Source organism: Streptomyces sp. GL_148, from assembly GCF_057834205.1.
Window position 1 is genome coordinate 1181816 of sequence record NZ_CM174396.1, and the last position, 24784, is coordinate 1206599.

Annotated in this window: 16 protein-coding genes; 9 read left to right on the forward strand and 7 right to left on the reverse strand. The window is 72.7% G+C overall.

Annotated features, from left to right (window positions below; all coding sequences use genetic code 11):
• The first annotated feature begins 23 nt into the window (after positions 1-23).
• Positions 24-2660 carry an AMP-binding protein gene (locus AC3IYI_RS05370; RefSeq protein WP_489409113.1) on the forward strand — a complete coding sequence of 879 codons (2637 nt, stop codon included), beginning with the start codon at positions 24-26 and terminating at the stop codon, positions 2658-2660.
• 19 nt (positions 2661-2679) lie between these two features.
• On the opposite strand, the gene AC3IYI_RS05375 is transcribed toward AC3IYI_RS05370, so the two are convergent.
• The 3 genes from AC3IYI_RS05375 to AC3IYI_RS05385 form a co-directional block, all read right to left on the reverse strand.
• Positions 2680-3411, reverse strand: a complete 732-nt coding sequence (locus AC3IYI_RS05375) for a hypothetical protein (RefSeq protein ID WP_489409114.1) — start codon at positions 3409-3411, stop codon at positions 2680-2682.
• Between the two features lie 110 nt (positions 3412-3521).
• Entirely contained in the window at positions 3522-3968 is a 447-nt protein-coding gene (locus AC3IYI_RS05380; RefSeq protein WP_489409115.1) for a hypothetical protein, read from the reverse strand.
• Positions 3969-4105: 137 nt separating this feature from the next.
• The gene (locus AC3IYI_RS05385) at positions 4106-5569 is read right to left on the reverse strand and encodes a nucleobase:cation symporter-2 family protein (RefSeq protein ID WP_489409116.1); all 1464 of its coding nucleotides are present in this window, start codon (positions 5567-5569) and stop codon (positions 4106-4108) included.
• A 375-nt stretch (positions 5570-5944) separates the two neighbouring features.
• Between AC3IYI_RS05385 and AC3IYI_RS05390 the strand changes: the two genes are divergently transcribed.
• From AC3IYI_RS05390 to AC3IYI_RS05410, 5 genes are all read left to right on the forward strand, one after another.
• On the forward strand, positions 5945-6664 hold the full coding sequence (locus AC3IYI_RS05390; RefSeq protein WP_489409117.1) for a helix-turn-helix domain-containing protein: 720 nt from the start codon (positions 5945-5947) through the stop codon (positions 6662-6664).
• A gap of 200 nt (positions 6665-6864) precedes the next feature.
• Positions 6865-8421 carry a nucleobase:cation symporter-2 family protein gene (locus tag AC3IYI_RS05395; protein ID WP_489409118.1) on the forward strand — a complete coding sequence of 519 codons (1557 nt, stop codon included), beginning with the start codon at positions 6865-6867 and terminating at the stop codon, positions 8419-8421.
• Positions 8422-8798: 377 nt separating this feature from the next.
• Positions 8799-8963 (forward strand): DUF1269 domain-containing protein, encoded by a 165-nt coding sequence (locus AC3IYI_RS05400; RefSeq protein WP_489409119.1) that lies wholly within the window; start codon positions 8799-8801, stop codon positions 8961-8963.
• A 337-nt stretch (positions 8964-9300) separates the two neighbouring features.
• Positions 9301-9732 carry a hypothetical protein gene (locus AC3IYI_RS05405; protein WP_489409120.1) on the forward strand — a complete coding sequence of 144 codons (432 nt, stop codon included), beginning with the start codon at positions 9301-9303 and terminating at the stop codon, positions 9730-9732.
• Complete coding sequence (locus tag AC3IYI_RS05410) at positions 9723-10214, forward strand: hypothetical protein (RefSeq protein WP_489409121.1); 492 nt, start codon at positions 9723-9725, stop codon at positions 10212-10214. The genes AC3IYI_RS05405 and AC3IYI_RS05410 overlap by 10 nt, the downstream gene beginning before the upstream one ends.
• Before the next feature lie 22 nt (positions 10215-10236).
• On the opposite strand, the gene AC3IYI_RS05415 is transcribed toward AC3IYI_RS05410, so the two are convergent.
• From AC3IYI_RS05415 to AC3IYI_RS05430, 4 genes are all read right to left on the reverse strand, one after another.
• A complete protein-coding gene (locus tag AC3IYI_RS05415) occupies positions 10237-11571 on the reverse strand; it encodes a M1 family metallopeptidase (protein ID WP_489409122.1) in 1335 nt (444 codons plus the stop codon).
• 88 nt (positions 11572-11659) lie between these two features.
• On the reverse strand, positions 11660-15613 hold the full coding sequence (locus AC3IYI_RS05420) for a Pls/PosA family non-ribosomal peptide synthetase (protein WP_489409123.1): 3954 nt from the start codon (positions 15611-15613) through the stop codon (positions 11660-11662).
• A 218-nt stretch (positions 15614-15831) separates the two neighbouring features.
• Complete coding sequence (gene gap, locus AC3IYI_RS05425; RefSeq protein ID WP_489409124.1) at positions 15832-16830, reverse strand: type I glyceraldehyde-3-phosphate dehydrogenase; 999 nt, start codon at positions 16828-16830, stop codon at positions 15832-15834.
• A gap of 196 nt (positions 16831-17026) precedes the next feature.
• A complete protein-coding gene (locus AC3IYI_RS05430) occupies positions 17027-17983 on the reverse strand; it encodes a GlxA family transcriptional regulator (RefSeq protein WP_489409125.1) in 957 nt (318 codons plus the stop codon).
• A 306-nt stretch (positions 17984-18289) separates the two neighbouring features.
• Between AC3IYI_RS05430 and AC3IYI_RS05435 the strand changes: the two genes are divergently transcribed.
• The 3 genes from AC3IYI_RS05435 to AC3IYI_RS05445 all read left to right on the forward strand — a co-directional run bounded on the left by AC3IYI_RS05435 (position 18290) and on the right by AC3IYI_RS05445 (position 24740).
• Positions 18290-19969, forward strand: coding sequence for a carbohydrate binding domain-containing protein (locus tag AC3IYI_RS05435; RefSeq protein ID WP_489409126.1), 1680 nt, complete (start codon positions 18290-18292; stop codon positions 19967-19969).
• Positions 19970-20139: 170 nt separating this feature from the next.
• Positions 20140-21801: a D-alanyl-D-alanine carboxypeptidase/D-alanyl-D-alanine endopeptidase gene (dacB, locus tag AC3IYI_RS05440; protein WP_489409127.1), complete on the forward strand. Its 1662-nt coding sequence runs from the start codon at positions 20140-20142 to the stop codon at positions 21799-21801.
• Positions 21802-22265: 464 nt separating this feature from the next.
• Complete coding sequence (locus tag AC3IYI_RS05445) at positions 22266-24740, forward strand: SpoIIE family protein phosphatase (protein WP_489409128.1); 2475 nt, start codon at positions 22266-22268, stop codon at positions 24738-24740.
• Positions 24741-24784 lie beyond the last annotated feature (44 nt).

A 24784-nucleotide genomic window follows, 5' to 3' on the forward strand; every position in this document is an offset into this window, starting at 1 on the left:
TAAGGCATTCCTAAGATGCGCCCGTGACAGTCCTTCCCGACCTACTCCCCGGCACCGCGTCGGTCCCGTTCGCCCTCGGCCTCGCCGCGCACGGCGACCGGACCGCCGTCATCACGGCCGACGGCCCGGTCAGCTATGCCGAGTTGGCCGCGCGCGTGGACAGGGCGGCCCGCCGTCTCGGCAGGGAACGCCGTCTCGTCCTGCTGGTCGGTTCCAACACCGTCGACGCCCTCGTCATCCACCTCGCCGCCCTCGCGGCCGGGCACCCCGTCCTCCTGGTGCCGGGCGACCACCCCGAAGCCGTCCAGTCCCTGATCGACGCGTACGACCCGGACATCGTGGCCCGCTCCGCGGGCGGGGACATGCTGCTCGACGAGCGGCGCGAGGTCTCGGCGCACGAGCTGCACCCCGACCTCGCCCTGCTGCTCAGCACCTCGGGCTCGACCGGATCGCCGAAGCTCGTCCGGCTGTCGCACGAGAACCTCCAGGCCAACGCGGAGTCCATCGCGCAGTACCTGGACGTCCGGGACACCGACCGCGCCGCGACCACCCTGCCGCTGCACTACTGCTACGGCCTGTCCGTCGTACACAGCCACCTCCTGCGCGGCGCCGGACTGATCCTGACCGACCTGTCGGTCGCCGACACCTGCTTCTGGGAGCTGTTCAAAGCCGCCCGGGGGACGTCCCTCGCCGGGGTCCCGTACACCTTCGACCTGCTCGACCGGGTCGGCTTCGCCGCCATGGAACTGCCCCACCTGCGCTACGTCACCCAGGCCGGCGGCCGCCTGGCGCCCGACCGGGTCCGGCGGTACGCCGCGCTCGGCCGCGCCGCCGGCTGGCAGCTCTTCGTGATGTACGGCCAGACCGAGGCCACGGCCCGCATGGGCTACCTGCCGCCACACCTCGCGGAATCCCGCCCCGAGGCGGTGGGAATCCCGATCCCCGGCGGCTCCTTCCGCCTCCGGCCGCTGCCCGGCGGCGGCGACAGCGCCGACGGCCCCGACCGCTCCGACGGCCCGGACCGCTCAGACCGCCCCGACCGCCCCGACGAGAACACCGGCGAACTGGTCTACTCGGGCCCCAACGTCATGCTCGGCTACGCCGGTTCCCCCGACGACCTCGCGCTGGGCCGGACCGTGCACGAGCTCCGCACCGGCGACATCGCGCGCCGCTCGCCCGACGGGCTGTACGAGATCGTCGGCCGGCGCAGCCGGTTCGCGAAGATCCTCGGCCTGCGCATCGACCCCACGCAGGTCGAGGCGATGCTCGCCCGGCACGGCGTCACGGCCCTGTGCACCGGCGACGACGAGGCACTGCGCATCGCGGCCGTCGGCGGCCACGACCTGGAAGCCCGCCGGATAGCCAGGCGGGTGGCCGACGACTGCGGTCTGCCGGCCCGCGCCGTCCACGTCCGGATCCTGACCGACCTCCCCCGCCTCCCCACGGGCAAGCCCGACTACCGGGCAGTGCGCGAACTGACCCGTCAGGCGCCCGGCATCGCCGCCGCCGACACCGCCGCCGGCCCCGCGGCCACACCGGACGGGGCCCCCGAAAGCCTGCGCCTGCTCTACGCGCGGGTCCTCGACCGCTCGGACGTGACCGACGACAGCTCCTTCGTCAGCCTGGGCGGCGATTCGCTCTCGTACGTGGAGATGTCGATCCAGCTCGAAGAGCGGCTCGGTCACCTGCCGGCCGGCTGGCACACGACACCGATCCGGGACCTCAGGCCGCCCGTGCACGCGGAAACCTCCCGCAGGCGGACCCTGGAGACGAGCGTCGCGCTCCGCGCGCTGGCGATCTTCTGCATCGTCGGCTCGCACATCCAGGTGTTCGGCATCAAGGGCGGAGCGCACATCCTGCTCGCGGTCGCCGGATACAACTTCGCCCGCTTCCACCTCACTTCTGCCGAACGGCGCGTACGCGTACGCCGGGGCTGGACCAGCCTCGCCCGCGTCGCGCTGCCGAGCATGGCCTGGATCGGGGTGATCCTGCTCCTCAACGACGATTACACGCTCGCCAATCTCTTCCTGCTCGACAGCGTCATGGGTCCCGACGGCCTCAAGACCGGTATGCACTTCTGGTTCATCGAGGCCCTCGTCTACATCCTGATCGCCGCCGTCGGCCTCCTGAGCCTGCCCGCGGTGGACCGGGCGGAACGCCGGTTCCCGTACGCCCTGCCCCTGGCTCTCGCGGGCCTGGGACTCCTCACCCGCTACGACCTCGTCGGCCTGCCGGAGCGCGAGCAGATCCCCGACGCCATCACGGTCTTCTGGCTGTTCACGCTCGGCTGGGCGGCGGGGAAGGCCGCCACCGTGCGACAGCGCCTCCTGGTCACCCTCGCGGCCCTGGCCACCGTGCCGGGCTTCTTCCCCGGCGACCCCGGGCGCGAGGCGATCATCGTCGCCGGATTCGTGCTGCTGGTGTGGGTGCCCAGCCTCCCCAGCCGGGAGCGCCTCAACCAATTGGCCGGCCTCCTCGCGACCAGCTCCCTCTACATCTACCTGACCCACTGGCAGATCTTCCCGCTCATCGACGGGTTCTCCCGGCACGTGGCGTTCCTCGCCTCGCTCCTCTTCGGCATCGCCTACGCGGCCGGCGTCGCCCGGCTGATGAGAGGCGTGTCCGCGCGGACGAAAGCCCTCACGGGGAGGGGCAGGTGAGCCCGCCCCTCCCCGTGACTCAGTGAGCGTGACCGTCGTTGTGAGACGTCGCCGACGGAGCGGGCTTTACGGTCCGCGAGGCGCCGGGGGCGGGCGCCGCCGGGCTCGCCGGGGCGGTGGCGGCAGGGGCGTGGTCGTCCGCCGCGGGTTCTTCCGCAGTGCCGTGGCTGTGACCGCCGCCGGGCGCGCTCTCCATGGAGGCCGCGACTTCCCGCAGGCCCATGAAGGCGAGTGCGGCGGTGACGAGAACGGCCAGGCCCACGAGGCTGAAGATCCGGCGCGCCGGGGTGTCGGCGTCCTTGATCACGTAGGCGACGAAGGAGACGACGAGTCCTGCGGGGACCAGGACGGCGCCTCGGGCGGGGAAGTCGTCGAAGTGCTGAAGGCCGCCGCTGAGCATGCCGATGCCGAAGGACAGCAGCAGCGAGGCGCCCATCACCAGCAGCAGACGGGGCAGCCCGGGACGCTCCCTGGTGAGCACGAACTCGTTGAGCACGGTCGCGGCGAGGAAGACGAGGGCGCCGTACACGGCGATGCGGGTGTAGCGGTCGGGGTCGAGCGGGTGGTGGACGACCGCGCCGCTGATGAGGCCGGCGCCGACGAAGTAGCCGACGTAGCCGAGGTACCGGGCGGTCAGGGACCGCCTGCGGGCCGCGCCGGCGTGGTGCTTGCGCCGGGCGGCGCGTCCCGTGGCGGGAGAGTCCTGTGAGGTGTCCGCGGTCCGGGTGCCGAGGAGCTGGGGCGAAGTCACGTACGAGTTCCTTTGGTGCTGCGTGCATGGCTCATCACCCCGTCGACCAGGGGAGGTCGGGCGGGGTCTGCGATGAGAGTCGGGTATAGAACGGGGCAAAGCACCCGGTTCTATACCTGCTGCACCACGGAGCCGAGGACGCTTCGCAAGGGCGGAAGGCCGGACGGAACGGTCGGCGCCCACGAGCCCGGCCGCATCGAGGCGACGGCAGGGGACAGATCACCGAGGGGAACCAGCGGCGGCGCGGGCAGCTCCGCACCCTGTTCGGGATGACCGGAGACGCACGCCTCGGCGGGGTGACCGTGCCCGCCGTCGTCGTCATGCCCGCGGGGCGCCGGGGCGCCGTGAGGACCGGCGCCGTCGGCTCGGTCGGCCCCGATGGCATCGAGGTGCGCGACGGGGACGGCTCCGCGGGCGACGTGCGCCGAGGCACTGTCGGCTCCGGCGGCATGCGTGTAGAGGAAGGCGAACAACAGGGCGGCCAGCCACAGCAGTCGCAGCGCGCCCGCCGGACGGCGGGCCCGCTTCGCGCTGGATGCAGCTCGGGCCGTGATCATGTCAGGACCCTATCCGGCGGCCGGAATCGGCTGTGCGTCAGCCCCGTTGACACGAGGTGTACGGCCGTGGACACCTTCCCGACAGCACCGGCCGAACCCGGACATCAAGACTCCCCGAATGTGGCCCTATCCGGTCCTCACCCGGAGGGGAAGGCCCCGCCCCCGCCCCCGGTCGCGCGTGAGCCGCCGATGCGGTCGATGCCGCCGAAGGCGTTGACCTGGGCGGTGGGGACGTGGCTCTCGTCGGCCTCGCTGCCCCGTCCGAAGTGGTTCAGGAGCAGGTTGAGGAGGACGGCGACGAGACATCCCGCCGTGATGCCCGATCCCAGCACCATGGTCACGGGCGCGGGGAGCCGTTCGTAGAAGTCGGCCGAGGCGACGGGGAAGAGACCGAGGGCGAGGGTCACGGACACGATGATGCCGTTGTGTCCGGTGGCCAGGGAGGCCTTGGCCAGCGTCCGGATCCCGGCGACGGTGATCGAGCCGAAGAAGACGACCGCCGCCCCGCCGAGTACGGGCAGCGGCACGAGCGCGACGAGCGAGCCCAGGACCGGCACGAGGCCCATGAGGACCAGGATCGCTCCGCACAGGGTGACCGCGTACCGGCTGCGGATGCGACTGATCGCGACCAGGCCGACGTTCTGCGCGTAGGCGGTGCTCACGAAGGCGCCCAGGACTCCGCCCAGCGCGGTGCCCAGCCCCTGGGCGCGCAGGCTGCCCGCGATGATGCGGGCGTCGACCGGTCGGTCGACGACCGATCCCACGGCGATCAGGGAGGCGGTGGATTCCGTCATGGAGACGAGCATGACGACGAGCAGGGTGGCGATGACCGGCGCCTCGAACTGCGGGGCTCCGAAGGCGAACGGTTCGGGGAGCGCGAACAGCGGTGCCTGGGAGAGAGCTTGGAAGTCGACCTTGCCCATCGCCGCCGCGGCGGCCGTGCCGGCGATGAGGCCGAGCAGGATGGCCACCCGCTGCAGGAAGCGTCCGCTGAGGAGCCGGTGGAGGAGGAGCGTGAAGGCGAGGGTTCCGGCGGCGAGCGCGAGGTTGGAGGGTGAGCCGTAACCCGAGGACCCGGGGTCGCCGCCCCGGGCCCATTGCCCGGCCACCGGCAGCAGCGAAAGTCCGACCAGGGTGATGACGGAGCCGCTGACGACGGGCGGGAAGAAGCGCAGGAGCCGGCAGAAGGCCGGCGCCAGGAGGAAGCAGGCGATCCCGGCGACGAGCGTGGCGCCGAACACCAGGGGCAGGGTGTCCTGCCCCCGTGACACGGAAGCGGCCAGGACCGGGGAGACCACGGCGAAGGAGACGCCGTTGGTGACCGGCAGCCCGGCCCCCACACCCCACAAGCGCAGCGTCTGGGCGACGGTGGCCAGGCCTGCGACGACCAGGCTCGCGGCCAGCAGCACGGTGAGCTGCGCCGCGGTCAGGCCGAGGGCGCCGCCGATGATCAGCGGGGGCGCCGCGAGGCCCGCGTACATGCTGGCCACGTGCTGCAGGGCGGCGGGGACCATCCGCCGCATGGGCAGGACCTCGTCCGCGGGATGGACGGGGACGGGCCGGGTGGAGCGTTCGTGCGTGAAGAGCGTGGGCGAGCGCAAAAGGGACAGTCCCTCCGAGAGACCTCCCGGCCGGCGGGCGGCGGGGACGGTCGGGGTGGAGCACGGCCGGAAGAGCCGGGCAAGTGGACGGACTTGCCCGGAGGGATACGGAAATCGTGCCGGTTTCCCGGGTGGGGAGAGCGGCCAGATTCCTCATTGCGGAATTCACTTTCCACTGTGGACGAGTGCGACCCTACGAACCGGCCCCCCGGTCGTCAACTCCTCCAGGGGGGCGAATCGATTCCTTGGATTCTTTGGATGTACGCACAACGACCGTTGACCGGGCCCTTTCGGCGCGCGTCGACCGGCGCCCCGGGCGCCTGCGACATCCGCAGGCCTTGGCTGGGGCGCCCCGCCGCCCTACGGTGTGCGGCTATGCCATCCCAGAACGATCTCCACAGCCCGCCCGAGGGCGAAATATCCCCCTATCCCCCGCTGGACCCACGCCGCGCCGCTGCCGTGCGCGAGCAGCTCGGACTCACCCCCGGCCAGGTCGCCTGGGCCGTCTCGGCCTTCCAGGGACACCCGCTCCACCCCGACACGCTCCTGGCCTGGGAGCAGGGCACACAGGTACCGACGGATCATCAGATCAAGGCGCTGGCCGCCGCGTTGTGGTGTTCACCGGCCGATCTGCTCGGCGAACCGGCCACGCTCCTGCAGTGCCGGACGCTCCTCGGACTGACGGTGGAGCAGGCGGCCGTGGCGGTCGGCATGACCCGCGACCGCTACGCCGAGGCGGAACGCCGCAACCGCTGGCGCGGGTCGGGGCGGCAGACCCAGGCACTGTTCGAGGTGCTCCGTCCGCCACCCGCCTGCTTCGTCGGGGCGTCCGGCAGGACGGGCCAGTTGCGGGTGCTGCTGCGCGAGGCGGCCACCGGGTGGTGGCCGAACTACGTGCGACCCGTCGCGAAGATCGTGCCCGTGGAGCCGGCGGAGATCCAGCGCGCCCTGGAACAGCTCCACCTGGCCTACCAGCGCATCGACAACCACGGCCGGACCGGCGCCGCCGCCGAAGCGGTCGAGCGCGAGGCCCTGGCCTTCCTCGACCGGATCGACGAGCAGCTGTGGCAGCGGCTGCGCCCGCAGGGAGCCTGACCCCGACCGTCTCCCGGACATCAGCTCTTGACACGCTCCCCTCGGCGTGAGGCACTGGACCCACCCAGCCATACGGAAACTGCTTTCCGCATCGTGGACGATCCGTTCATGCAGTCTTCGGCAGGGCCGTCGGGGCTCGCTCACCCCACGGCACCCCGGTGCGGGCAACTCCCCCGTTCCCCGCTACTCAGGGCACCTCCATGCCCCCGGGCCCTCCTGTCGCCCGCTCGACTGCGTCATCGAACCAGTCCACACGGCCCCCGAGGCATCGGCCGCGCCCCAGCGCGCCCCTCCCCGGCGATCGCCGTGCCACAGCAGTCCTGGAGGTACCTTCCGTGTCGCCCACCGCCACACCCATCCCCGCCCCGGCCCCCGCGCCGGACCCGGCCACGCCCCCCGCCACGAAGCATCCGGTCGACCAGACCCTGCCGTTCGGAAAGCTCCTCGGCGCCGGCCTCCAGCACGTGGCGGCCATGTACGCCGGCGTCGTCGCCCCGCCCCTGGTCGTCGGCATCGGCGTGGGGCTGAGCCAGAGCGAGATCGCGTTCCTGATGAGCGCCAGCCTCTTCGCCGCCGGCATCGCCACCCTGCTGCAGACACTCGGCTTCTGGAACATCGGCGCGCGCCTCCCCTTCGTCAACGGCGTCTCCTTCGCCGGCGTGGCCCCGATGCTGGCCATCGCCAAGGCCGAGGGCCCCGATGACGCACTGCCCGTGATCTACGGCGCGGTGATCGTGGCCGGAGTGTTCGGCTTCCTGCTCGCCCCCTGGTTCTGCAAGCTCATCCGGTTCTTCCCGCCCGTCGTCACCGGCACCGTCATCACACTGATCGGCCTGTCCCTGCTGCCCGTCGCCTTCAACTGGGCCCAGGGCGGCAACCCGCGGGCCGCGGACTACGGAGACGTCAAGTACATCGGCCTCGCCGCGGCGACCCTGCTGATCACCGTGGTGCTTCGCAGGGTCCTCACCGGCTTCCTCAAGCAGATATCCGTCCTGCTCGGACTCGTCGCCGGCACCCTGATCGCCCTGCCCCTCGGCCTGGCCGACTTCAGCGCCGTCACCGACGCCGACATCGTCGGCTTTCCCACGCCCCTCCACTTCGGCGCTCCGCAGTTCGCCGTCGCCGCGATCATCTCCATGATGATCGTGATGATCGTCTCCATGACCGAGAGCACGGCCGACGTGATCGCCCTCGGCCAGATCGTCGACAAGCCCGCGGACGAGAAGACCCTCGCCGCCGCGCTGCGCGCGGACGGCCTGGGCACCGCACTGAGCCCGCTCTTCAACGGCTTCGCCGCCAGCGCCTTCGCGCAGAACGTCGGCTTGGTCGCCATCACCAAGGTCCGCAGCCGCTACGTCGTGGCCGCGAGCGGCGGCATCCTGATCCTGCTCGGCCTGTGCCCGTTCCTCGCTTCGGTCGTCTCCCTGGTGCCGCAGCCCGTCCTTGGCGGCGTCGGCCTCGCCCTATTCGGCACGGTGGCCGCCAGCGGCATCCAGACCCTGGCCCAAGCCGGCCTCGAACGCGGTGACAACGTCCTCATCGTCGCCATCAGCCTCGGCATCGGCGTGATCCCCATGGCCAGCGAGGGCTTCTACCACGGCTTCCCCGAGAGCATGCGCATCATCCTCGACTCCGGCATCAGCACCGGATGCGTCGCCGCGGTCCTCCTCAACCTCGTCTTCAACCACATCGGCCGCAGCGACAAGGACGACAACACCCCGGACAGGGAGCCCGGTTCCCCCGTGTCGGTGCACTGACGCCGCCTCGAGTCCTGGGTGAACGGCCCAGTTCGATGCGTTGCCCTTCGCGACCCCACATCAGGTCCGGCCGCAGCCGGACGGCGGGGCCAGCGGGGATGTGGTCTGTGCCATGGGGAACTCCTTCGTCCGGCTCGTCCGGCGGGGCGTCGATGCACCACGCCTCCCCCACCCTTGGTGCGGATCCGGTCGGCCGGACAGCCGAGTACGGCCGAACGGGCGAATGACGCTGACGGCTCGACAGATGACACAGAGTCATGATTGTGGCAATTGTGGTGAATTGTCAGATTGTGGGTTGTGCTGGACGCCAAGCAACACCGTCCAGGAACGGTGGATCGCTGTCCGACGTCGGCATCGACGACAAGTTCATCGACGACGTGAAGTCCGAGGTGAAGCCCGGAACCTCCGCACTGTTCCTGCTCTCCTCCGACGCCGTGGTCGAGCGGGTCCGCGGCTCCTTCCCGGGCGGGCAGGCGCAGCTGATCCGCTCCAACCTCTCCGGCGCGCAGGAGCAGCAGCTCCGCGAGGTCTTCGCGGCCTGAGAACCAGCAACCGATACGCCGCTGCGGCCCGGACCCGTGGGTCTTCTCCCCCGGTCCGGGCCGCAGCGGCGTGCGTGTTCGCCGGACCGGCCCTGGTGGGCTTCCTGTTCGGCATGGCCCTGACCATTGTCGTCCGGCAGACCGCGAAGCTCGTCGAGGTGCCGGGGAGCTGGCCCGCCACCCGCTCGGCGATCGCCTGGGCGCGCCGGGGGGTCCATCGCACCGTCGACGGGGCGGTCTCCGCAGGGGGGCCGGGCGGGCCGAACTCCCCCCGGATGCAGCTCATTAGTTTGCATGTCAGGTTTTACCCAGAAGTTCCGAAATGGGAAGGATTTCCATGAAGCGTCTCCCGATCACCGCGGCCCTGGGCGCGGCCGCGGCCCTGTTCCTCACCGCTTGCTCCTCGGACGACCCGAGCCCCAAGGCGCAGGCGACCCAGGCCGCCTCGGAGCTCTGCACCGGTCTCTCCACGCTGAAGGCGGACCAGGCCGAGCTGGCGGCGCTGGACCCGGCTTCCGCGACGAAGGACCAGGTCAAGGACGCCGTCGACGCGATCCAGAAGGACTGGGACAACGTCGCCTCTTCCCTGAAGGACCTGGAATCCGCGAAGAGGTCGGCGGTGGGTGCCGCCGCGGGCGACCTCAAGTCCGGCTTCGGGAACCTGCCGGGCGACACCACCGGATCCCAGGCCATGACCCAGCTGAAGCCCCAGATCCAGAAGTTCGACGAGACCCTCGTCGCGGCCTCGGTCGGCGTCACATGCCCCTGACCCCCCTGAGGATCCGCGGCGTCTGCGGCGCCCTGCTCGCGGTGGCGGTACTCGCCACGACGGCCGGCTGCTCCGACTCCGACGGCGAGGTGTCGACCGGGGTGTCCAAGGCGGCCTCGGCCGCCGCCTCCGTCCAGTCGCAGGCCGCCGACGCGGTCGACTCGGCCACCGCGGCCGCGAAGAAGCAGCTGGACGAGGTCAAGGACGGCGTCGACGCCAAGGACGCGGTGACGCTCGGCAGCGTCAGCACCGATGGCGACGGACTGTCCGCCGTGACCGTCACGGCCCGCAACACCGACGGCGGGGCGAAGTCCTTCGCCGTCCAGGTCGACTACAAGGACGCCTCCGGCAATCCGCTGGACACGATGGTCGTCACCGTCTCCGACGTGCCCGCCGGCCAGTCCAAGGACGGGACCGCGCGCAGCACCCACAAGCTCTCGGGCGAGGTGCGCGCGACCGTCGGCACCGCGCTCAGGTACTGACCCGGCTCACCGCACGACCGCTCTAGGCCGCGGCCGGCGCGGGCAGGGCCGGGAGGGCCGGCCCGGACAGCCAGGCCGTGAACAGGCCGTCCAGCGGTTCGAGCGCGTAGCGGGACGCGTGCGCGGTGAAGCCGGCCGTGGTGACCACGCCGTGGCGGTTCACGGTGGCCCACTCCCGCAGCATGCGGAAGAACGGGCCGTCCCCCAGTGCGCAGCGGATCGCGTGCACGGCGAGGCCGCCGCGCTCGTAGAGGCGGTCGTCGAACATCAGCTTGCGTCCCGGGTCGGCCAGCACGAGGTCCTGCGGCTGCCCGGACAGCAAGCGGTGTGCGGCGGCCGCCAGTTCGTGCGCGGTGCGGCAGCCGGAGCGCTCCGACCAGAGCCATTCCGCGTACTTGGCGAAGCCCTCGTTGAGCCAGATGTGCCGCCAGTCGGCGATGGTGACGCTGTTGCCGAACCACTGGTGCGCGAGCTCGTGGGCGATGAGCCGCTCGGAGCCCCGTACGCCGTCCAGGTGGTTGGCGCCGAACAGCGAGAGCCCCTGCGCCTCCACCGGCACGTCCAGTTCCTCGTCGGCGACGACCACCGCGTACTCGCCGAAGGGGTAGGGGCCGAACAGCTCCTCGAACAGCTGCATCATGGCGGGCTGGCGCGCGAAGTCGCGGGAGAAGCGGGGCAGCAGGTGCGCCGGTACGTGGGCGCTCTGCGGGACCCCGCCGAGCCCGGGGTCGCCGAGCAGCACCGTCTGGTACATGCCGATGGACAGGCCGACCAGGTAGGTGGAGGTCGGCGCCGGCTGCTCGTACACCCAGGTCGTCGTGGAGGCCCGGGTTGTCCGCGTGAGCAGGCGGCCGCCGGCCACCACGGTGTAGGCGGAGGGGGTGTTGACCGAGATCTGGTACGAGGCCTTGTCCGCGGGCCGGTCGTTGCACGGGTACCAGGAGGGCGCGCCGACCGGCTGGCTGGCCACCAGCGCGCCGTCGGTCAGTTCCTCCCAGCCGAGGCCGCCCCAGGGGCTGCGCACCGGTGTGGGGTTGCCCGCCCAGTGCACGTCCACGGTGAAGGCGGCGCCGGCGGGCAGCGGCTTGGGCGGCCGGATCCGGAGCTTGCCGCCCCGGTGGCTGTAGTGCGGCGCCCTGCCGTTGACCAGGACGCGGCCTATTTTGAACTCGGCCAGGTTGAGGTGGAACTCGGTGAGCGGCGCCCGCCCGGCGATCGCGCTGAGCCGGGCCGTCCCGGCGAGCCGGTTGGGGCCGGGACGGTACTCCAGAGCGAGTTCGTACCGGTGCACGCGGTAACGGGGGTCGCCGTTGGCCGGAAAGTACGGGTCCGATGCCGCTGTCTTCTGGCCGTTCACTGCCGCTTCCGCTCCCTGCGTTGTGCTCGTACGACGTGCTGGTGGTGCCGGGACCGTACGCCCGGGTCCGAACGCCCGGCCCCGCCCTTCAGGACCGCCACGCCTCGATCGGGTTGCCCAGCCAGCGGGTGTCGGCGGGAACGGATTCCCCAGCCATCACGAGGGAGGCCGGACCCAGTGTGCTGCGGGCCCCGACCGTGCTCCCGGGCAGGACGATTCCACCCGGGCCCAGGGTGGCGCCCTCACGGAGGACCACAGTATCCGTCCTCAAGATCCGGTCGTGGAAGAGGTGCGTCTGCAACACGCAGCCCCGGTTCACGCTGACCGCGTCGCCCAGGGTGACCAGGTCGGTCTCGGGCAGCCAGTAGCTCTCGCACCATACGCCGCGCCCGATCCGGGCACCGAGTCCGCGCAGCCACAGGGACAGCACCGGCGTCCCGGGCACCGAGCCGACCAGCCAGGGCACGGCCAGGACCTCGACGAAGGTGTCGGCCAGTTCGTTGCGCCACACGAAGCCGCTCCACAGCGGGTGCTCGCCCACCCGGTGGCGGCCCACCAGCAGCCACTTCGCGGCCGTCGCGACCACGCAAGCGGCCACCCCGGCGGCGAGCAGGACCGCTCCGGACAGCAGTGCGGTCCCCCACACGCCGGGCCCGTCCGCTCCGGCCAGCGCGCAGAACGCCGCCACGGTCACCACGGCCAGCGCGGTCGAGCAGAACACCGGGACGAGCCGGCACAGCTCCACCAGCCCGCGCGCCCACAGCAGCCGCGCGGGCGGATCGTAGGTGCGGCTCTGGTCGGAGTCTGCCGCTGACCTCGGCAGCCGGACCGGCGGCAGGCCCAGGTAGGAGCTGCCCTTCTTGGCCTTCTTCGGGGTGGCGGACAGGACGCCGACCAGCCCGTCGTCCGGCACGGAACGGCCCGGCGCGGTCATTCCGGAGTTGCCGAGGAAGGCCCGGCGACCGATCTCGGAGTGGCCGATCCGCAGCCAGCCGCCGCCCAGCTCGTAGGGGGCGGTCAGGGTGTCGTCGGCGAGGAACGCGCCCTCGCCGACGGTGGTGAGGCTCGGGAGCGCGAGCACCGTGGACACCTCGGCGCCCCGGCCGATCTTCATGCCGAGGAGCCGCAGCCACACCGGGGTGATCAGCCCGGCGTACAGGGGGAAGAGGGTCTCCCGGGAGAGGTCCATCAGCTGGGTGACCGTCCAGGCCTGCCAGCCGATCCTGCTGTGCGTCGGATGGGTTCCGGTGCGCAGCCCGAGGCTGAGGAGGCGTACGGAGACCAGGATCAGAGCTGCGTACGCGAATCCAAAGGCGAGCGCCCCCGGCACCACGGCGAGCAGCGCTCCGGCCAGGGCCCGGCCGATTCCGGCGTCGGCGGGCACGAAGCGGCCGGCCACGAGGAGGGCGGGCAGGGCGGCGAGCACGGGCAGGGAGGTGAGGCAGAAGCCGGCCGCCCCGTAGGCGGCGCGCCAGGGCAGACCGCGCGGCGGGCGCTCCTTGGGCCAGTTCCGCTTGGCCTTGCCGAGTTTGCCGGCGGGGGCTCCGGCCCAGCGCTGGCCGGTCGGGATCTGGCCGACCACGGCGGAGCCGGGGGCCACCTCGGCCCGCTTTCCGACGCGTGCGCCGGGGAAGAGGATGCTGCGGGTGCCGACCACGGCGCCCGCGCCGACCTTCACGGCGCCGATCTCCAGCCGGTCCCCGTCCAGCCAGTGGCCGGAGAGGTCCACCTCGGACTCCACGGCGCAGCCGCGGCCGAGCTTGAGCATGCCCGTGACGGGCGGCAGCGAGTGCAGGTCCACCTCGGGGCCGATCTTGGCGCCGAGCGCCCGCCCGTAGCGCTCCAGCCAGGAGCCGGTGAGCGAGGTCGCGCCGGAGTACTCGGCGAGCCGCTCGGCCGTCCACAGCCGCAGGTGAACGTTTCCGCCGCGCGGGTGGCGCCCCGCCTTCACCCCGCGGAGCAGCAGCCGGGCGCCGCCTGCCGCGATCGCGAGGCGGCCGGGCGGGCTGAAGAGCAGTGCGGCGCCGGCGGCGACGAGCCACCAGGAGGCGGCCGGCGCCCACGGATAGGCCCCGAACCAGTGCAGTACGTTGCCCAGGGCGAGCAGCGCCACCGTCCAGCGCAGGCCGACCAGGGTGAAGAGCGGAAGCAACAGCAGGGACTGGATCACCCTGGTCCGCACCGGCACGGGCGCGATGGTCCGGACGGTGCCGTCGTCCTGTGCGGACTTCTCCAGGTGCCGGGCCAGCTTTCGCAGGGTGGGCTGCTGGTAGATGTCGACGACGGCCGCGCTCGGGTAGCGGGTGCGCAGCCGGGTGGTGAGCTGGGCGGCGGCGAGGCTGCTGCCGCCGATCGCGAAGAAGTCGTCGGCGGCGCCGGTGACGGCCACGCCCAGGGTCTCGCTCCACTGCTCGGCGAGCCAGGCCTCGGTCCCGTAGAGCTGCTCGGTGGGGCCGCTGGTCTCCAGTTCCGGGAGCGGCCAGGGCAGGGCGTTCCGGTCCACCTTGCCGGAGGTGCGGGTGGGCAGCTCCTCCACTGGTGCGAGCAGCGGTACGAGGGCTGCGGGCAGCTCGGCGCGGAGCCGCGTGACGGCCGCCGCGTGGTCCCAGCCGTCCTGGGTGACCAGGTAGCCGACGAGGAGCTGGTTGCCGCTGCGCGCCGTGCGGACGGCGGCGGCCGCGCCGGCGACCCCGGGCAGGGCCTGGAGGGCGGCGTCCACCTCGCCGAGCTCGATCCGGCGGCCGCCGAGCTTGATCTGCTCGTCGCCGCGGCCCAGGAAGACCAGGCCCTCGGGTTCCGCGCGGACGAGGTCGCCGCTGCGGTAGGCGCGCTCCCAGCCGAGGGATTCCAGCGGGGCGTACTTCTCCGCGTCCTTCTCGGGGTCGAGGTAGCGGGCCAGGCCGACGCCGCCGATGACGAGCTGGCCGCTGCCGCCCATGGGGACCGGTTCGCCGGATTCGTCGACGACGGCCAGTTCCCAGCCGTTCAGCGGGAGGCCGATGCGGATCGGTTCCTCGCCGGTCAGGAGCGAGGCGCACGCGACGACGGTGGCTTCGGTGGGCCCGTAGGTGTTCCAGACCTCGCGGCCCTCGGTGACCAGGCGCTGGGTGAGCTCGGGCGGGCAGGCCTCGCCGCCGAAGATCAGCAGCCGGACCTCGTTGAGGGTCTCGGGCTCCCACAGGGCGGCCAGGGTCGGCACCGTGGAGACCACGGTGATCTCCTGCTCGGCCAGCCAGGGGCCGAGGTCGGCGCCGCTGCGGACCTGGGAGCGGGGGACGGGCACGAGGCAGGCGCCGTAGCGCCAGGCCAGCCACATCTCCTCGCAGGAGGCGTCGAAGGCTACGGACAGTCCCGCCATGACCCGGTCGCCGGGGCCGATCGGCTCCTCGGTGAGGAACAGCGCGGCCTCGGCGTCCACGAAGGCGGCGGCGCTGCGGTGGCTGACGGCCACGCCCTTGGGCTTGCCGGTGGAGCCGGAGGTGAAGATGATCCAGGCGTCGTGTTCGGGGCCGGGGCGGGCGGCGGGGGCGCCTGCGGGGCCGGCGCCCTTGCCCGGCGCGGCGACCTCGATGCGCTGGCCGGCGCCCAGGACTGCCCGGACCCCGGCCTCGCCGAAGACCAGGTCGGCCCGCTCGTCCGGGTCCTCGGCGTCCACGGGCACGTAGGCGGCGCCCGCCGCGAGGACGGCCAGGATGCCCGCGTACAGCTCGTTGGTCCCGGACGGGACGCGTACGCCGACCCGGTCGCCGAGCCCCACCCCGGCCGCCGCGAGGGCCTGACGGCGGCGCTCCACCTCGACGGCGAGCGCCCGGTAGGTCAGCCGGGTGGCCCCGTCGTCCAGGGCGAGTTCGTCGGGGTGGGCCCGTACGGAGGCCTCGAAGACGTCGACGAGGGTGCGCGTGGGGGCGGCGGGTCCGGCGGAGAACAGGGCCGACTTGCCGGACTCCTCGTGTCCCTCCCCGGCGTCGGGCGCGGGCCCTTCGCCGAGCCCGGTCCCGTCGTCGAGCAGAGTGACTTCACCGTGCTCTGGTGTGGCTGCCATCGGCCCTCGCGTCGTGTTCCCGGAAGCCTCCGGGTCGCCGGGCGGAGCCCGGGTCTGCCCAGGTTGTTCCGGTCCAGCGCCAAACAACCCACCAGTCTAGTGCGACATCAAGAATTTTCTGGTTCAAGCCTTGCGCATGGCCGGGAAGGGACGGTAAAAGCAGCGCGCCGCGGACCGGAAACCCGGTCCGCGGCGCCGACTCACCGGGGGCGGTGGCCTCAGCGGCCGGCGAGGAGCTCGAGCGTGTCGATGACCCGGTTCGAGAAGCCCCACTCGTTGTCGTACCAGGCGACCACCTTGATGTGGCGGCCTTCGACGCGGGTGAGGGCCGAGTCGAAGATCGACGAGGCGGGGTTGCCCGTGATGTCCGAGGACACGAGCGGGTCCTCGGAGTACTCCAGCACTCCGGCGAGCGGCCCTTCGGCGGCGGCGCGGTAGGCGGACAGGACGTCCTCGCGGGTCACGTCGCGGGCGACGGTGGTGTTCAGTTCGACGATCGACCCCACCGGAACCGGGACGCGGATCGAGTCGCCGGAGAGCTTGCCGTCCAGGTTCGGCAGGACCAGGCCGATGGCCTTGGCGGCGCCCGTCGTGGTGGGCACGATGTTCACGGCGGCGGCGCGGGCGCGCCGCGGGTCGCGGTGCGGACCGTCCTGCAGGTTCTGCTCCTGCGTGTAGGCGTGCACCGTGGTCATGAAGCCGTGCTCGATGCCCGCGAGTTCGTCGAGGACGGCGGCCAGCGGCGCGAGCGCGTTGGTCGTGCACGAGGCGTTGGAGACGATCGTGTGCAGGGCCGGATCGTAGGAGTCGCTGTTCACCCCGTACGCGAGCGTGATGTCGGCCCCGTCCGCCGGCGCGCTGACGAGCACCCGCTTGGCTCCCGCGTCGATGTGGGCGCGGGCGGCCTTGGCGGTGGCGAACCGGCCGGTGGCCTCCAGCACGATGTCCACGCCGAGCTCGGCCCAGGGCAGTTGCGCCGGCTCGCGCTCGGCGAGCACCTTGATGCGGCGGCCGTCGACGACGAGGACGTCACCGTCCACGGTCACCGGCCGGCCGAGTCGGCCGGAGGTGGTGTCGTAGGCGAGCAGCCGCGCGAGGGTGGCGGGTTCGGTGAGGTCGTTGACCGCGACGACGTCGAGCGTGCTGTCGCGTTCGAGCAGCGCGCGGAGCACGTTGCGTCCGATGCGGCCGAATCCGTTGATGGCGATGCGAGTCATGGTGTCTCCCTGTTCCCTGTCCCTTGGGTTCGTCACCAGGTTCGCGGGTCGGCGGCGCCTGCGACAGCGGCGCGATCGCCACGGTCCGCAAGGATCGCGCCACGCGCCGGCGGGGGCTGCGCACTGGCCGGCAGCGGCTCTGCACTGCCCGGCGGAGGCTGCGCACTGGCCGGCGGCAGCTGCGCGCCGTCCCCCGTCACTCGCCCCGGGCGAAGGTGCGCCGGTACTCGCTCGGCGTGGTCCGCAGGATGTGCTGGAAGTGCAGCCGCAGGTTCGCGCCGGTGCCCAGGCCCACGTCCGCGGCGATCTGCTCCACGCTCCGCTCCGAGCGCTCCAGCAGTTCGCGTGCCACGTCGATGCGGGCGCGCATCACCCACTGCATCGGCGTGTACCCGGTGTCCTCGGCGAACCGCCGCGAGAACGTGCGCGGGGACACCGCCGCGTGCCGGGCGAGCACCTCCAGGGTGAGGGGTTCGCCGAGCCGGTGCAGCGCCCACTCGCGGGTGGCGGCGAAGCGCGGGCCGAGCGGCTCCGGCACGCTGCGCGGTACGTACTGCGCCTGGCCGCCGCTGCGGTAGGGGGCCGCGACCAGCCGCCGGGCGGTGTGGTTCGAGGCGGCCACCCCGAGGTCACTGCGCAGGACGTGCAGGCAAAGGTCGATGCCCGAGGCGGCTCCGGCCGAGGTCAGTACGGAGCCCTCGTCGACGAACAGGACGTTCTCGTCGACCCGGACGAGCGGCCACTTCGCGGCGAGCGCCCGGGCGTAGTGCCAGTGGGTGGTGGCCCGCTTGCCGTCGAGCAGGCCCGTGGCGGCGAGCGCGAAGGCTCCCGTCGAGATGGCCGCGAGCCGCGCGCCCCGTTCGTGGGCGGCGATCAGCGCGTCGACGACGGCCCGCGGCGGGTCCTCGCGGTCGGGGAACCGGTAGCCGGGGACGAAGACGGTGTCGGCCCAGGCGAGGGCTTCGAGGCCGTGGGCGACGGAGTACGACAGGCCGTCACCGCCGGTCACCAGCCCCGGGGCGGCGCCGCACACGCGGACCTCGTAGGGCATGCTCGCGCGGGTCGTGAACACCTGCGCGGGGATGCCGACGTCGAGGGGTTTCGCCCCTTCGAGGACGAGGACGGCGACGTGGTGGGGGCGGGAGGCTGGCACCGCGACATGCTTCCGAAGGGGCGGGAGGCTTGTCAAGCACCACGGTTAGTAAACCTTCCGATTGAGATAACCACCTATCAGTTGGTCCAGACCTGTTGACGGCGGTCCTTCCGGAGGATTAGGTTCCCGGCCACGAAGCGGATACGAAGCCGATACGAAGCGGATACGACGTCAACTCCCCACGCCCGCCCGGCCGCAGGGCCCCCACCCACGGGCCCGCCGCCCCGTCCCCACGCGTCCCCGGCGGGCCGCACGTCCCCGCTTCGCGCTCCACGCCGTCCCCCCATTCCCACTGGAGGCACTTCCTTGCGTACCCCAAACCGAACGCGTACCCGGCTGGCCTGCGCCCTCGGCGCCACCCTGCTCGGCGCGGCCGCGGTGCTGACCTCTCCCGGGGCGGCCTTCGGCGCCAACATCCTCTCGAACGGCGACTTCGAGTCCGGCACCACGGCCGGCTGGACCTGTTCGGGCGGGCTGGGCTCCGTGGTCGGCTCACCGGTGCACGGCGGGAGCAAGGCCCTGGCCGGCGCGGCCAGTGCGAGCGACAACGCCAAGTGCGTCCAGACCGTCGCCGTGCAGCCCAACACCAGCTACACGCTCTCCGCCTGGGTCCGCGGCAGCTACGTCTACCTCGGGGTCACCGGCGGCGCCTCCACCTGGACCCCCTCGGCCGCGACCTACACCAAGCTGACCGTCGCCTTCACCACCGGCGCCTCCCAGACGAGCGCCGAGGTCTACCTCAACGGCTGGTACGGACAGGGCACTTACCACGCCGACGACATCACCCTGGACGGCCCCGGCGGCGCCGTCGACACCCAGGCGCCCTCCGTGCCCGGCAGCCTCGCCGCCACCGGCAAGACCTCCACCACGGCCTCTCTGTCCTGGACCGCGTCCACCGACAACGTCGGCGTCAACGGCTACGACGTCTACCGGGGCGGTGCGTTGGTCGCCACGTCGGGCACCACCAGCGCGACCGTCACGGGCCTGACCCCCAGCACCGCCTACGCGTTCACCGTGCGCGCCCGCGACGCCGCGGGGAACACCTCGGCCGCCTCGAACACGGTCAACGTCACCACCGACACCGGGACCACGCCGCCGACCGGCTTCAAGCAGGCCGCGCCGTACCTCTACCTCGGCTGGGGCAACCCGCCGAGCCCGACCACCGTGATGAACGCGACCGGCACCAAGTGGTTCACCATGGCGTTCATCCTCTCCTCCGGCGGCTGCAACCCGTCCTGGGACGGTCAGCGCCCGCTGACCGGCGGCGTGGACCAGAGCACCATCGCCTCGATCCGCGCTGCGGGCGGCGACATCGTGCCCTCCATCGGCGGCTGGCAGGGCAACAAGCTCGGCCCCAACTGCTCCAGCGCCGAGGCCCTGGCCGGCGCGTACCAGAAGGTCATCGACGCCTACGGGCTCAAGGCCATCGACGTGGACATCGAGAACACCGACGAGTTCGAGAACGCGGTGGTCCAGGACCGCATCCTGGGCGCGCTCAAGATCGTCAAGCAGAACAACCCCGGCCTGAAGACCATCCTGACCTTCGGTACCTCCACCACCGGCCCGACCAGCTGGGGCAACCGCCTGATCGAGCAGTCCAAGGCGCTGAACACCGGCATCGACGTCTTCACGATCATGCCGTTCGACTTCGGCAACGCCTCGACGGACATGTACGCCAGCACCGTCAGCGCCACCGAGGGCCTCAAGGCCAAGCTGAAGTCCGTCTACGGCTGGGACGACGCGACCGCGTACTCCCACATCGGCATCTCGGGCATGAACGGCATCAGCGACACCCAGGAGACCACCACCGTCCAGAACTGGACCGACATCCGCAACTGGGCCAACTCCCACCACATCGCGCGCCTCGCCTTCTGGTCGGTGAACCGCGACCGCGGCTGCCCCGGCGGCGGCCTGCAGGAGACCTGCTCCGGCATCGCCCAGAGCGACTGGCAGTTCACCTCCATCACGGCCGGCTTCACCGGCTGACCGTCCGCCCCGTACCGGTGGGGGCCGTCGCGCACTCGCGGCGGCCCCCACCCGTGGGCGCGACGTGCGGGCCGGATGCGGGCGTGCCACGCTGACTGAACCCTGCGTACCGCATTCACGCGACCGGGTGACGCCTCCGGAGCCCGCCGCCGAGACGAACGGGGCTCGCCGTGCCAAGAGGAACGCACCCCCGGTCCCTGCGGCGGCGTACGGCCGCCGGATGCGCGGCCCTCCTGCTCGTGGTCCTGACCGCGGGCACGGCCGCCGGAGCGACGCCGACGCCCACGCCCACGCCCACGCCCACGCCGGCACCCTCCCGCACGCACGGCTCCGACCCGCTCGACCCCCGGATCACGGAGATCATGCGAAAGCCGGGGTACCGCAACGCCCAGTGGGGCCTCCTCCAGGTCGACCCGGACACCGGGCGGACCGTCCACAGCCGGTTCCCCGACCAGCTCTTCATCCCCGGGTCCACCGCCAAGCTGTTCAGCGTCTCCGGTGCCTGGCACGCCCTCGGTCCCGACCACCGCTTCGTGACACCGCTCTACGCGGTCGGCGAGCGGCGCGGTACGACCCTGACCGGCGATCTCGCCCTGGTCGCCCAAGGCGATCTGACCCTGGGCGGCAGGACCCGCCCCGACGGTACGGTCGCCTTCACCGACCTCGACCACACCTACGCCGACGACGTCCCCGGTGCCACCCTCACCCCGCAGAACCCGCTCGCCGGCATCGACCTCCTCGCGCGCCAGGTGCGTGACTCCGGCATCACCCGCGTCGACGGGAACGTGATCGTCGACGACCGGCTCTTCGCGCCCGAGCCGGTCCTGATCCCCACCCCGACCCCGCTGATCGTCAACGACAACCTCATCGACCTGACGACCACCCCCGGGGACCGCGCCGACGCTCCCGCCCGGCTGGACTGGCGGCCGAAGGTCGCCCCGTACCGGGTCACCTCGACGGTGAAGACCGTGGCGGCGGGCAAGCCGACGGCCGTCACGGTCACGACCTCGGACGACGGCACCCGCATCCGGCTGTCCGGCACGATCGCGGCGGGCGCCGCACCGGTGCTGAAGGTCTCCCCCATCTCCGACCCGGCGGCCTTCGGCCGGACCGCGCTGATCGAGGCCCTCGAACGGGCCGGGGTGGACGTGACCGCCGATCCGGCGGGCGGGAACCCGGTGGACCGGCTGCCCGCCGGCTACGAGGGCCGGGCGCGAGTGGCCGCGTACACCTCACCGCCCTTCGCCGACTACGCCAAGCTCATCCTCAAGGTCAGCCACAACCTGGGCGCCAACCTCGGCATGTGCCTGATGGCGGTCACCACCGGCAGCCGCGCGTGCATGGACGGCTTCCCCGTCCTGGCCTCCTTCCTGGACGGGGCCAAGGTGGACCGCGCCCAGGTGCAGCTCCTGGACGGGCGGGGCGGCAACCCCGTCGACCGGTCCACGCCGCAGGCGGAGATCCAGATGCTGACGTACTGGCTGCGCTCCCCCGAGGCGCGCCGCTTCCGCGAGGCCCTGCCGATCCTCGGGGTCGACGGCCTGCTGGCCGAGAACTGCCGCGACTGCCCGGCGCGCGGGAAGGTGTTCGCCAAGACCGGCGCCGCCGTCGGGCTGGACGCCCTGAACGACAGGCTGGGCATCGGCGCCATCACCATCGCCGGCTACCTGGACAAGGGCGACGGCCGCTTCGACGTGTTCTACGCCGGCGTCACCGGCGCCTCGACCCCGACGACCGACCCGAGCGGCATCCTCGACATCGCCGACGACGTCGCCATGATCGCCGCCCACCTCCAGGAGGCGGCCGCACGCCCGGCGCCGGGGCAGCCCTGATCCCGGCACCTGTCAAGTAACGAACAGTCGGGTCTACGGCTCCGCACCGCCTCCGGGCAGGGTGGTGGAAAGCGGCCGTCCTGCGCAGAGCAGGCGCGACGCGCCATCCGGACGGAAGGCGGGCCCGCCATGACCGACATCGCCACCATCGGACTCGGCCGCCGCATTCCCGCTCCCGGTTTGCGGAGCGCGGCGCGAACGCCGGGAGCATCGCAGACGCCCGCGGCACCGAAGGCCCCGAGCTGCTGGACCAGCGCATCGGCGAGGTACTCGCCCTACTCGACGCGGCGGACCGCACGCCGCTGGCGGCCGTAGGCCCGCGACGGCGTGGCGGGCCCTGGACGCGCTCCCGGCCCCCGTCCACGCGCACCCGGACACGTGACCGCACTGCGTTGGTGCTCCTTGCCGCGCCGGATCATGCTTGTCAGTGGAGCCCCTGGCCAGCGAAGGCGAGATGAGCGGCGATGGAGCAAGTTCCCACCCCACCCGGTGAGCGGCCGGCCGGGACGACGCACGCCTCCCCGGCGGCGGCGTACACGGCCACGGCCACCGTCAGCGAGCAGGGCATCGTGACCGGGTGGAGCGAGGACGCCCGCCGGCTGCTCGGCTACGCGCCCGCGGAGGTCCTGGGGCGGTCCGCCGCGTACCTGCTCGCGGACCGGTCCGCCGGGTCCGCCGGGTCCGACGGGTCCGCCAGGTCCGACGGACCCGGAGGTACGGGCACTGACGCGCCGCCGGTCGCCCCCGGGCAGTCGCGGTGGAGCGGCACCGTCCCGCTGCGCCACCGGGACGGCCGCCGACTGGACGCGGGACTGCTCGCGCACCGCAGGGCGGCCGCCGACGGGGCGGCCGAGTGGTTCGTCGTGTCCGCCGTGGCGGGGGCGCCCGATGCGTCCTGGGACGGACCCCTGGGCGAATGGGCCTTCGACCGGTCCCCCTGCGTCCTGGCGGTCTTCGACGGGGACCTGCGGCTGGTGCGGGCGAACGCGGGCATGCACCGCGCGCTCTCCCTCACGGAGGCCGAGATGCGCGGGCTGCGCCTGTCGGAGATCTCCCCCGACCCGGTGGGCGAGGAGACCGAGCGGGGAATGCGCCGGGTGCTGGAGACGGGCGAGCCGCAGTCCGTGGACGGCTTCGTCCGGCCGCCCGGGGGCGCGGCGCACGGCTGGGTGACCTCGCTGGCTCCCGTACCGGGTCCGGACGGCCGGGTACGGGCCGTGTACCTGAGCGCACAGGAGAGCCCCACGGGTGACGCCGCCCCGCGCCAGGCGCTCCCGCCGGACCTTGACGCAGCCCGCATCGGCCCCGCCCCGGACAGTGCCCGCACCGCGCTGGAACTCGCCGACGGGGCCGTCCCCCGGCTCGCCGACTTCGCGGTCGTCGACCTCCTGGAACCCTCCCCGCGCGATGAGGGCCCGGCCCGGAGTCCCGGGACGGGGGCGCTCACGGTGTCCCGCAGCGCCGTACGGTCGGTCCTCGGCGCGAGCCAGGAGTCCCGGTTCGCGGTCGGGGAAACAGCCGTCTACCCGGCGATGTCGCCCCCCGTGGAGTGCCTGGCCGCAGGGCGGGGCGCCGTGTACGGAGCCGCCGACCCGGCCGTCGTCCGGTGGGCTGCGCAGGATCCCGGGGCCGGCTGGATCAGCGAGTACGGAACCCATTCGATGATGCTGGTGCCGCTGCGCGACGGCGGGACCACCGTCGGCCTGGCCCTCTTCAGCCGTCACCAAGGCCGGGAGCCCTTCGACCCGGAGGACCTGCGGCTGGCCGAGGAGCTCGCGGCCAGGGCGGCCACCGGCATCCACCGTGCGCGCCGGACCGTGCGGGAGCACACCAGCACCATGACGCTGCAGCGCAGCCTGCTCCCGCACACGCTGCCCGTGCAGTCGGCGCTGGAGATCGCCTCCCGCTACCTGCCCGCCGGCGGCGAGGCCGGTGTGGGCGGCGACTGGTTCGACGTGATCCCGCTGTCCGGAGCCCGGGTGGCTCTGGTCGTGGGCGATGTCGTCGGCCACGGCATGCGCGCCTCCGCCACCATGGGCCGGCTGCGCACCGCGGTGCGCACGCTGGCGGACGTCGACCTGCCGCCCGACGAGCTGCTCACCCACCTCGACGACCTGATCATCCACTTGTCGGGGGACGAGTCGGGCGGGGAGACGGCCGGGGGCATCGGCACCACCTGCCTCTACGTGGTGTACGACCCGGTGACCCGCCGGTGCACCGCCGCCCGGGCCGGTCATCCCCCGCCCGCCGTGGTCTCCCCCGAGGGTTCCGCGTACCTCCTCGACGTCCCGGCGGGGCCGCCGCTGGGCCTGGGGGGTCTGCCCTTCGAGACCGTCGAGGTCGAACTTCCCGAGGGCAGCCTCCTCGCGCTGTACACCGACGGCCTCCTGCAGGCCCGGGACCACGACATCGACCAGGCCCTGGACAGCCTGCTCGCGGCCCTGGTCCGGCCCGCCTCCACCCTGGACACCGTCTGCGACCGGGTGCTGACGGCTCTGCTGACCCACCGCCCCGACGACGACGTGGCCCTGCTCGTGGCCCGGACCCGGGCCCTGCACACCGACAAGGTCGCGGTCTGGGACCTGCCCTCCGACCCCTCCTTCGTCGGGCAGGCCCGCCGCAACGCCACCGACCAGCTGACGGTCTGGGGGCTCGACGAGGCTGCCTTCGTCACCGAGCTCGTGGTCAGCGAGCTGGTCACCAACGCCATCCGCTATGGCGAGGCGCCCGTGCAGCTCCGGCTGATCCACGAGGGCTCGACGCTGATCTGCGAGGTCTCGGACGCGAGCGGTACCGCCCCGCACATGCGCCGCGCCCGGATCTTCGACGAGGGAGGGCGCGGCCTGCTGCTGGTCGCGCAGCTCACCCAGCGCTGGGGGACCCGGCACACCCTGTTCGGCAAGACCATCTGGGCCGAGCAGTCCCTCGTCGAGCTCTGAGGCCTTCCCGGGACCTTCTCCCCTTCCCTGTGACACGCCCGTGA

What these genes read in the sequence shown, in the direction of transcription:
- gap (WP_489409124.1), bottom strand. Translation starts at nt 16,830, where the DNA reads ATGACTCGCATCGCCATCAACGGATTCGGCCGCATCGGACGCAACGTG.
- AC3IYI_RS05390 (WP_489409117.1), top strand. Translation starts at nt 5,945, where the DNA reads ATGCCATCCCAGAACGATCTCCACAGCCCGCCCGAGGGCGAAATATCC.
- AC3IYI_RS05380 (WP_489409115.1), bottom strand. Translation starts at nt 3,968, where the DNA reads ATGATCACGGCCCGAGCTGCATCCAGCGCGAAGCGGGCCCGCCGTCCG.
- AC3IYI_RS05410 (WP_489409121.1), top strand. Translation starts at nt 9,723, where the DNA reads ATGCCCCTGACCCCCCTGAGGATCCGCGGCGTCTGCGGCGCCCTGCTC.
- AC3IYI_RS05445 (WP_489409128.1), top strand. Translation starts at nt 22,266, where the DNA reads ATGGAGCAAGTTCCCACCCCACCCGGTGAGCGGCCGGCCGGGACGACG.
- AC3IYI_RS05395 (WP_489409118.1), top strand. Translation starts at nt 6,865, where the DNA reads ATGCCCCCGGGCCCTCCTGTCGCCCGCTCGACTGCGTCATCGAACCAG.
- AC3IYI_RS05420 (WP_489409123.1), bottom strand. Translation starts at nt 15,613, where the DNA reads ATGGCAGCCACACCAGAGCACGGTGAAGTCACTCTGCTCGACGACGGG.
- AC3IYI_RS05405 (WP_489409120.1), top strand. Translation starts at nt 9,301, where the DNA reads ATGAAGCGTCTCCCGATCACCGCGGCCCTGGGCGCGGCCGCGGCCCTG.